The following is an 8,016-nucleotide window of genomic DNA, read 5'->3' on the forward strand; positions in this document are numbered from 1 at the left end:
CATCGCCGGATTATCCATGATCTGACAGCCGTCCCTTATAGGATGCGGGTTCACTAGGCATCGTAGTGGAACATATTCTTACCGGGCCATACAACAAACCCACCAATAATTCAAGACGTCCTCCACGGGGCGCTTACGATAATGACGGGGAGACACCCTAAATGAAAGAGATTATTTCGCCGGTCGAGACCGTCGATGGCTTGTTCCACGATGGTGACCCGTCTACCGGTGCCGAAGGGACTGTGGTGCACGCCAAATGGCTGAATGCCATGCAGGGTGCGATGATTGATACCCAGACAGAGCATAAGAATATTCTGGCAGCGGCAGGAATGCAGCCCAAAGCAGAACAAAACAACCAGATTACAGAAGCAATTAATAGCCTTATCCTTCAATCATTAAAAGAGGATAGTCGCCAAAGTCTACTGAAGAAAAACAACGGTGCGGATATACCGGATAAAACGGCTTTTGTGAAAAATCTGGGACTGTCAAACACGGTTGAACAGGCACAAAACGCGCTGGATAAACGTACTGGTGGCACCATAAGCGGCTCGCTGCATGTCACCCACTCTGTCAATGTAGGTGATAATGACTCAGGCCTTATTGCCAATGGTGACGGTAGCATAGCGTTCTATGCCAATAATGTCAAAACCGGCGAATGGAATAATGCCAGGTTGCACTGGATAAATAATATCGAAGTAAGTGGCCGGCTTAATGTTTCCGGAGATGCTAATTTTTCAAAAAGCATTAACACCCAAGGAAATATTAATACGTGGGATTTAAAAGCTAACGGTAGTATATATGATCAAGGCCAACGGGTATACAGTTTAAAAAACCCACCAACAAGTGCTAACTTATCTCAGAATGGATGGTATAAGGATAATGCTACAGGGTTTATATATCAATGGGGATATATAGAAAGTACGGACGTGACACAGAACTTTCCTCTTACATTCCCGAGAACTTGTTTAAATGTAATTGTAAGCAATGCTAATGCACAGGGAGATACTGTCGATAACGCTTTCGGATATCCTGTTAACAATGCTTCTTTTTACGTAGCAACGAAAGGCTCTATACGCGGAAACATCGCTGGTTTTCCTGTGTATTGGTCAGCTGTAGGATTTTAAGGTGACAAAATCATGAGTGATTACTTTTATAGTGCCACAACAAATGGCTTTTATCATATATCTATGAAGTCAATCTATGAAGACTCGGATAATGGCTGGCCAGAGGATGCCGTCCCCGTGAGCAATGAGCTTTATCAAGCGCTTCTTGAAGGTCAGTCAAAAAATAAAATGATTAAAGCTAACAATAAGGGGGTGCCTATATTAATAGATAGGCCCTCACCAACACAAGAGCAAAATATTTCTATGGCTCAGTCAAAAAGAAGCCAGCTGTTAGAGCAGGCCACAGGAAAAATCATACCATTACAAGATGCAGTTGATCTAAACATGGCAACACAAGTCGAAGAAACGGCACTGCTGATGTGGAAAAAGTATCGAGTAATGCTCAATCGACTTGATATTAGCAAAGCGCCGGATATCACGTGGCCGCACTGTCCTGAATAAATATTTTGTGAAATGGGCTATCACACTATTGAAAATAGTACTGCCCATAATAAATTTCATGCTGAGAATATTTTCCTTTTTAGCCAACAGCTCAGCTGTATTTCAATGTATTTATGCGAGAAGTGGGCAAGAATAAGAGAAAGGCATATGGCAATTAATGCATATGGAATACCAACCATCAATGCATTATCAGCCTTTTCCACGCATTCAAAGAAGGCAAAACCAAGTGGCAAGTGTATCAGGTAAAGAGAAAAAGATATATCTCCTAACCACAATAAAAAATTTGGTATAAATATTTTTATTTTATTCTCAGCAAGAGTTAAAAATAGCACAAAAAAGCCTATTGGAAGAGCAATCTTGACGTTTATACCATGTTGCACTCCTGTGGATATTACATAACAAATATAGGATAGCAATGCTAATGATATAAAAAATGATGCATTTTCAATATTAAGTGATTTTACCCTTATATACAGAAGGGCCGTTACTACACCTATTAAGAACTCTATAATTAGAGGATTAGATAAAAGACCGTATAGCGCAGTCTGTACCTCGTAACCCGATGTTTCTAATGTTGGAGTATTACCATAAAGCATTGGAATGACAACTACACTTAAAAGGCACCATATGGATAAAATTGCAAATCGATATTTGAATAGCAAGCAAATGGAAAAAGTTATATAAAAATAAAATTCATAATTTAGAGTCCAACGTACTGGATATATGCCATGATTTATATCCATGTAGTAAGGTGCAGCGTTAGGGATGTAGACCATAAAACTTATGGCGGAAATGAGATCTTGAGTTTTGTCTTCATAATGAAATATACTCATCGCACCAGAGAAAAGAAATGATAACAATAAAAAAAGTAATAGCTTGGCATAATTCTGATTATGCGATTGAGTATGAATTTCATCGAAGAAGCAAAGTTGCTAGGAGAGTCGATTGTAGTATATGCCATGATAAAGCCACTGATTACAAAAAAAATATCAACGCCAACGATCCCCCAACCTAATAATCCATCCCATAAATTTTTATAGTTTTCATTTTGGTGCAAATAAAGTCGGTAATGGCTCAAAACCACAGCCATCGCAGCAATACCACGAAGAGCCTGTATTGTTTTTAACTTTTGATTCATAGCGATTCCGTGTCGACAGAGCTAAGTTACCATCATCCCTCAATTCTGGCCTTGGACCGAAACTGTTGTCGATGGTTAAGATTAGCGAAAAGAAAACTACGAACGAGTCAAATCATCCAACTCGTAGTCGGATAGTCCAGTAAATAATTTGACAATTAAGCGTTCGACGCCATTAGCAATAAGCTGCCGAGTGATACTTTGGGTAGATTCTTGGCGGCCTTCCTGACACACGAATTGAATGCCCTTAGCTTCTAGTTGGCCTACAATTGTCATGGTGTCCTCTCGGTAGTCAGTGCCTTTGGCGGCAATATGCTGTAGGAATTGCGATTCATCCGAAGTATTTCCCCACTCTTCGATATAGTACACCAAGCAGCGGAACTGGCTCTTTCAGTATCTCCCATAGATTTAGTAGGTGGGCGATATCTCCGGTCAGTGCCGACATATTCCGTAACTTTAGCAGAGCTACCCGTCGGTGCTGAAGCATTTCATCATCCAGCATAGCGGTGATATCAACTAGCGGGAATGCTTGGCCGTAGACTGATTCTGCCAGTTCAGGATCAGCAAAGCAATCCAGCCATTTGTTTCTGTACGGATAGGGCGATGTGGTGCCGAGGTAAAACAGGAGCGGTATCACGACCGGCAATGTACCGTTCCCCTGCTCAAGATGACGCTGCATGCCTGCCAGCATCGGGTAAGGACAGGCCATGACTGGATGATCCTCCCCTAAGAACAGCGTGTACCACTTTTCCGTTACACCGTTCAAGCATTCAAAATAAATGAAGTGCTCCTGTGTTTTTGCAAACAATTCTGGACTGTCCAAAATAGCTATTTTTTAGAGTTCAAAGGAGTCCAGAATTGACTGCAAATTAGTCCAGAATCTTTTGCATCGCTACATGGCGGCCCCAATGTCAAGACGCCGTTGATGAGATCGCGTTTTTGCAGCGCCTGCGCCAGCTGTGGCGGCGAGTCCGCCCTATAGCGCCGATAGTGGAGGTCGTCGTGTATGATGTCGCGGCAGTCCAGGCCCTCCAATAACCGCAGACGCTTGATGCCCTGGGCGATTTCCAGGGCGATGTCCAGCGTGTTCTGGTCGCTGGCCTCCTGGCTTTTACCGCTGCGAAACGAACGGAACGCTTGCGGCCACAGCCGATGGCTATCGGCGAAAAACAGACGTCGATTGAGATAATACTCCAGCTCGCGGCGCCTATCGTCGAGTAGCGGCTGGCGCAGGTAAGTTTTTATCCACATCGCGGTATGGATTTGTCGCCGTTGCTCTGACGGGTGACTTTTCTGGCGGACCCTGGCGGGAGAAAGCGCGCGCGGTCGGGGCCGGCGATCGCTGTACCGCCGGTGCCGGCGAGGCGGAGACGTGCACCGTTCGGGGCAGGGCGGAGGAGGGCGCCGGTTGCCCTGGCCCTGGCGGGACGAACGTCGAAACAGCAGAGGGGAGGGCGCAGGGGGCATCGTAATCCGGCTGCACGGCGCGCGCGCGGGGCAGCTGCAGGGGATCTTGCGCCTGGGCAAAACGCCGGGCCGTCCCCGCCAGCCCGGCGCAGGGGGAACGCGCGGATTACCGCGATCGGTGCGGCTGGCGTTGCGCTTGGCTGCCGCGTTGACGGCGTGTCGACGCAGGACGTTGGCGGCATCGGGGGGACATGGCGGCCAATAATCATGCCTGCGGCTCCTCAAGAGCAAAGCGTAAGCTAGGAATAGACGCTTAAGCCGCCCCGATCAAGTTAGCAAGACATGTGCCGGGCGTTAACGACGGTAACGGGCGCGACGGGTACCCCATAATGGCCATGGGGCGAAGAGGGAACGGGTGCCGGTAAAGGTGCGCCTTCGGCAACGCATCTCTGACGGTAGGGTAGCGCCGATGACGGATCCCGGGGGCAATCGCCGCGGCCGGCTCATGATAGAGGGTCGGACCGGAAAAGGGAATTACCCGCAGGCCCCGCCGTCGGCGGTGGCAAGGGGCAAGACATTAACGTGCTATTTGGGCCGCGCGGCCCGCCGTCGAGGCGAGCCGTAGTGGGGGTTAATCGCCTTGCTTATCCTCAAGCTGGGGGACGCCGCTGTCGTCGGTGGTTGAAAGCAGGCCGGTGCTAATGTAATTCATCAGCTTGGCGCGCGTGTCGGTGATATCCAGATTACGCATGGTTAACTGACCGATACGATCTTCCGGCGAGAACGTCGATTCCCCTTTCTCCATGGTGAGACGCTCCGCCATATAGGTCAAATTATCGGAAACCGTATTCAGTATGGAGTAATCGTTACCGCGGTGCAGTTCCAGCGTTACTTCGCCGGTTATTTCGCAGGCCACCCAGCGCTGGGTCGCGTCACGCAGCATCAGCGCCTGCGGATCGAACCAGCGGCCCTGATACAGCAGACGGCCCAATTGCCGGCCGTTGGCGTGATACTGGTCGATGGTGTCTTCGTTATGAATACCGGTCACCAACCGTTCATAGCCGATATGCAACAGCGCCATGCCCGGTGCTTCATAAATGCCGCGGCTTTTCGCCTCGATAATGCGGTTTTCAATCTGATCGCTCATGCCCAAACCGTGACGCCCGCCGATGCGGTTGGCCTCCAGCAGCAGCGCGACCTGGTCGTCGAAGCGCTGGCCATTGATCGCCACCGGCAGGCCGTGTTCAAAGCGCAGGGTCACTTCTTCCGCCGGGATACGCACGTTTTCATCCCAGAATTTGACCCCCATGATGGGGTTGACGATCTTCACGCTGGAGTTGAGATACTCCAGCTCTTTCGCCTCGTGGGTGGCGCCGAGCATGTTGGAATCGGTGGAGTAGGCTTTCTCGGCCGACATTTTGTAATCGAAACCGGCGTCGGTCATGAACTGCGACATCTCCTGACGTCCGCCGAGCTCATTGATAAAGTCGGTGTCCAGCCAGGGTTTATAGATTTTCAGCTCGGCATTGGTCAGCAAACCGTAGCGATAAAAACGCTCGATATCGTTGCCTTTATAAGTGCTGCCGTCGCCCCAGATATTGACGCCGTCCTCTTTCATCGCGGCAACGAGCATGGTACCGGTTACAGCGCGGCCAAGCGGGGTGGTGTTGAAATAGGTCACGCCGGCGGTCGTGTTATGAAATGCGCCACACTGCAGGGCGGCCATACCTTCCGCCACCAGTTGCTTGCGACAGTCAATCAGACGGGCTTTTTCTGCGCCGTTGGCTAACGCTTTGCGCGGGATGGCGTCGTAATCATCTTCGTCCGGCTGGCCGAGATTCGCGGTGTAGGCGTAAGGCACCGCCCCTTTCTGACGCATCCATAACAGTGCGGCACTGGTATCCAGACCCCCGGAAAAGGCAATACCCACGCGTTGATTAACCGGTAGGTGTCTGAGAATCGTTTCCATTGATGTGAGCCCTATAAAAGAAAATGACAGCAAAAGGTGAAATCGCCTGTCGCGGCAGGTCGTCGATGCATCATCTTAAGGAAACTCTCCCCGGAACGCTACCCTTAACCGGCGCAGTGGGTCGGGAAATCCCGCCACCGGGGCTTACGCCATTGGCGGCCACCTCGCCCGCATAAGGGGGCTGGCGCCCTGCCGCCGGCCGCGCTGTCGAAGTTATTCATCCCTGGAGGGCGTTTTGGCCCAGGGCGCTTCGGTTGCCGCCGCCACGGCGCGGCCCTGCGCGATATTGCCCGGCGCGCTTTGAGACGCGGCGGTCGCTGTTGTCGCGAGCGGGCCATGGATGCGCGCATAGGCCAGTCCGTAGCGATAAAGCCGCGCACCCAGCCAAATCATGCCGTTATCGTCACGCTCGAGTAAACGGCTCGCCACCAACACGTCCACCAGCGAGTAAATGCTGGACAACGGGGCGGCAAGATCTTTCGCCACTTCATACGTCGTGGCGGGGCACTGCCGGTTTTGTAAACAATCGAGGATTTGCAACGTGCGGTCGATGCCGCGCACGCGGGTACGGCGCTGGCTGCCGGTTCTGTTGGGGGCTTGCACGCTTTCGTTCATTGTCATCTCCTGAGCTGCGAGACAGGACCGCCGCCGGCCCGGCGAGTCACCCGGAGCGCGCTCGCTAACTGCGGGCTATAAACCTGCGCAGCAATCCGACCGGAAAAAGGGGTGCCAAGCGGGAAAGCTCGGCTCATGCTCCACTATCGGCAACCGGCGGGAAATATTTAGCGGCAGCTCCCCTTTTTGCGATGCCAGGATTGCGGCGTTTAGGGGGGCATGATAGTGGGCTTAGCCATTTACTCAGCGCGCTGTTGCCGCCGAAAAGTTATACCTTGACCGGAGAGCTCCTGATGGCCGAGCTGTTGGCCGAAGGGCGCAGCTTGGCACAGACAGAAATACGTGCAGGTGAGATGGCGGACGGTATCACTCCCTTCCTCGCGGTTCATCTGCTGACTGACTGGGCGCGGATGTTAGGTCTATTCCTGGACAGCGGTACGACACTGCAGCAGCGTCGCCAGCAGGTGCTGGCGCATATCAACGCCCCCGGCGGTTTGAGCCGCACCTATTTTATTGCGTTGGCCCGCTCGCTGGGGTATCGCGTCACCATCGATGAGATGGAGCCGTACCGCGCGGGGATTGGCCGAGCCGGCGAACGTATCTGAGTACAGGAGATTATCTGGTTATGGATAGTCAACATCGATGATGCGCAGGTGCCGGTCTACCGCTTCCGGGCGGGCAGCTCGGTGTCCGGAGAAGCGTTGTTGACCTTTGGTCAAAACCTGATTGAAGGACTCTTTCATGACCTCAGGCCGCCCACACCCAGGTGGTGTTTAACTACAGGGAACAATCGCCACAATGAAGGACATTATTTCGCCGGTCGAGACCGCAGACAGCCTGTTTCACGATGGTGACCCTTCCACCGGCGCCGAGGGGACGGTGGTTCACGCCAAGTGGCTAAACGCGATGCAGGGCGCGATGATGGATACCCAGACGGAGCATAAGACTATCCTGGCCGAAGTGGGGGCAAAACCCGATAGCAGCCAATCGGCACAGCTGCTTGCCGCCATTAAAGCGATCGCCACAAACTGTGCGGCAGAGGCCAGCGCCCATATTCTGCCCGTCGGTACGCTTACCATCGGACTCATTGATTCCAGGCCCAAGTCGTCCAAGAGCAGTAACTCTATTTTTTCTAACTGCTTAAGCTGTTTTAGGTAGGTTCCGTCTAGCTGGCAATGGTGAATATGGGCCAGCAACCGACCCACACGCCAGTAACGCACGCTATATTGCTGCCGGCATGCCTGCTCTCCAAGCGCACAACTGAGCCAGGTTTTGCCCGTACCTGTCGGCCCCGTGATGAGTATGCTTTTCTGATATTTCAGATA

The 8,016-nt window shown here is 51.5% G+C and carries 10 protein-coding genes and 1 pseudogene; 4 read left to right on the forward strand and 7 right to left on the reverse strand.

Annotation, left to right across the window (positions count from 1 at the left end):
- Nucleotides 1-161 precede the first annotated feature (161 nt).
- Nucleotides 162-1,124: a gp53-like domain-containing protein gene (locus ACMX3H_RS15140; protein WP_415211426.1), complete on the forward strand. Its 963-nt coding sequence runs from the start codon at nucleotides 162-164 to the stop codon at nucleotides 1,122-1,124.
- Between the two features lie 12 nt (nucleotides 1,125-1,136).
- Nucleotides 1,137-1,565, forward strand: a complete 429-nt coding sequence (locus ACMX3H_RS15145; protein WP_415211427.1) for a tail fiber assembly protein — start codon at nucleotides 1,137-1,139, stop codon at nucleotides 1,563-1,565.
- A 56-nt stretch (nucleotides 1,566-1,621) separates the two neighbouring features.
- Here the strand turns inward: ACMX3H_RS15145 and ACMX3H_RS15150 are convergent, their stop codons facing one another.
- From ACMX3H_RS15150 to ACMX3H_RS15175, 6 genes are all read right to left on the reverse strand, one after another.
- Nucleotides 1,622-2,398 (reverse strand): acyltransferase family protein, encoded by a 777-nt coding sequence (locus ACMX3H_RS15150; RefSeq protein ID WP_415211428.1) that lies wholly within the window; start codon nucleotides 2,396-2,398, stop codon nucleotides 1,622-1,624.
- Complete coding sequence (locus ACMX3H_RS15155) at nucleotides 2,395-2,703, reverse strand: acyltransferase family protein (protein ID WP_415211429.1); 309 nt, start codon at nucleotides 2,701-2,703, stop codon at nucleotides 2,395-2,397. The genes ACMX3H_RS15150 and ACMX3H_RS15155 overlap by 4 nt, the downstream gene beginning before the upstream one ends.
- Nucleotides 2,704-3,031: 328 nt before the next feature.
- Entirely contained in the window at nucleotides 3,032-3,523 is a 492-nt protein-coding gene (locus ACMX3H_RS15160) for an Rpn family recombination-promoting nuclease/putative transposase (protein WP_415211430.1), read from the reverse strand.
- Nucleotides 3,524-3,528: 5 nt separating this feature from the next.
- The gene (locus ACMX3H_RS15165) at nucleotides 3,529-3,951 is read right to left on the reverse strand and encodes a hypothetical protein (protein ID WP_415211431.1); all 423 of its coding nucleotides are present in this window, start codon (nucleotides 3,949-3,951) and stop codon (nucleotides 3,529-3,531) included.
- Nucleotides 3,952-4,738: 787 nt separating this feature from the next.
- Complete coding sequence (gene argG, locus ACMX3H_RS15170; RefSeq protein WP_415211432.1) at nucleotides 4,739-6,076, reverse strand: argininosuccinate synthase; 1,338 nt, start codon at nucleotides 6,074-6,076, stop codon at nucleotides 4,739-4,741.
- Between the two features lie 213 nt (nucleotides 6,077-6,289).
- Nucleotides 6,290-6,691, reverse strand: a complete 402-nt coding sequence (locus tag ACMX3H_RS15175) for a helix-turn-helix domain-containing protein (RefSeq protein WP_415211433.1) — start codon at nucleotides 6,689-6,691, stop codon at nucleotides 6,290-6,292.
- A gap of 191 nt (nucleotides 6,692-6,882) precedes the next feature.
- On the opposite strand from ACMX3H_RS15175, the gene ACMX3H_RS15180 reads away from it, so the two are divergent.
- Together ACMX3H_RS15180 and ACMX3H_RS15185 are read left to right on the forward strand one after the other, a co-directional pair.
- The gene (locus ACMX3H_RS15180) at nucleotides 6,883-7,296 is read left to right on the forward strand and encodes a putative phage tail protein (RefSeq protein ID WP_415211434.1); all 414 of its coding nucleotides are present in this window, start codon (nucleotides 6,883-6,885) and stop codon (nucleotides 7,294-7,296) included.
- A 193-nt stretch (nucleotides 7,297-7,489) separates the two neighbouring features.
- Entirely contained in the window at nucleotides 7,490-7,849 is a 360-nt protein-coding gene (locus ACMX3H_RS15185) for a hypothetical protein (protein ID WP_415211435.1), read from the forward strand.
- Here ACMX3H_RS15185 and ACMX3H_RS15190 read toward each other — a convergent pair.
- Nucleotides 7,768-8,016 (reverse strand): annotated as a pseudogene (locus ACMX3H_RS15190) (ATP-binding protein); the annotation flags it as partial. The gene ACMX3H_RS15185 and the pseudogene ACMX3H_RS15190 sit on opposite strands and share 82 nt — an antisense overlap.

This window comes from Sodalis sp. (in: enterobacteria) (genome assembly GCF_047607725.1).
GTDB lineage: Bacteria > Pseudomonadota > Gammaproteobacteria > Enterobacterales > Enterobacteriaceae > JBLKSS01.

Excerpts from the sequence above, each read along its gene's own strand:
- ACMX3H_RS15140 (WP_415211426.1), top strand. The coding sequence starts at position 162 with ATGAAAGAGATTATTTCGCCGGTCGAGACCGTCGATGGCTTGTTCCAC.
- ACMX3H_RS15145 (WP_415211427.1), top strand. The coding sequence starts at position 1,137 with ATGAGTGATTACTTTTATAGTGCCACAACAAATGGCTTTTATCATATA.
- ACMX3H_RS15150 (WP_415211428.1), bottom strand. The coding sequence starts at position 2,398 with ATGAGTATATTTCATTATGAAGACAAAACTCAAGATCTCATTTCCGCC.
- ACMX3H_RS15155 (WP_415211429.1), bottom strand. The coding sequence starts at position 2,703 with ATGAATCAAAAGTTAAAAACAATACAGGCTCTTCGTGGTATTGCTGCG.
- ACMX3H_RS15165 (WP_415211431.1), bottom strand. The coding sequence starts at position 3,951 with ATGTGGATAAAAACTTACCTGCGCCAGCCGCTACTCGACGATAGGCGC.
- argG (WP_415211432.1), bottom strand. The coding sequence starts at position 6,076 with ATGGAAACGATTCTCAGACACCTACCGGTTAATCAACGCGTGGGTATT.
- ACMX3H_RS15175 (WP_415211433.1), bottom strand. The coding sequence starts at position 6,691 with ATGAACGAAAGCGTGCAAGCCCCCAACAGAACCGGCAGCCAGCGCCGT.
- ACMX3H_RS15180 (WP_415211434.1), top strand. The coding sequence starts at position 6,883 with ATGCCAGGATTGCGGCGTTTAGGGGGGCATGATAGTGGGCTTAGCCAT.
- ACMX3H_RS15185 (WP_415211435.1), top strand. The coding sequence starts at position 7,490 with ATGAAGGACATTATTTCGCCGGTCGAGACCGCAGACAGCCTGTTTCAC.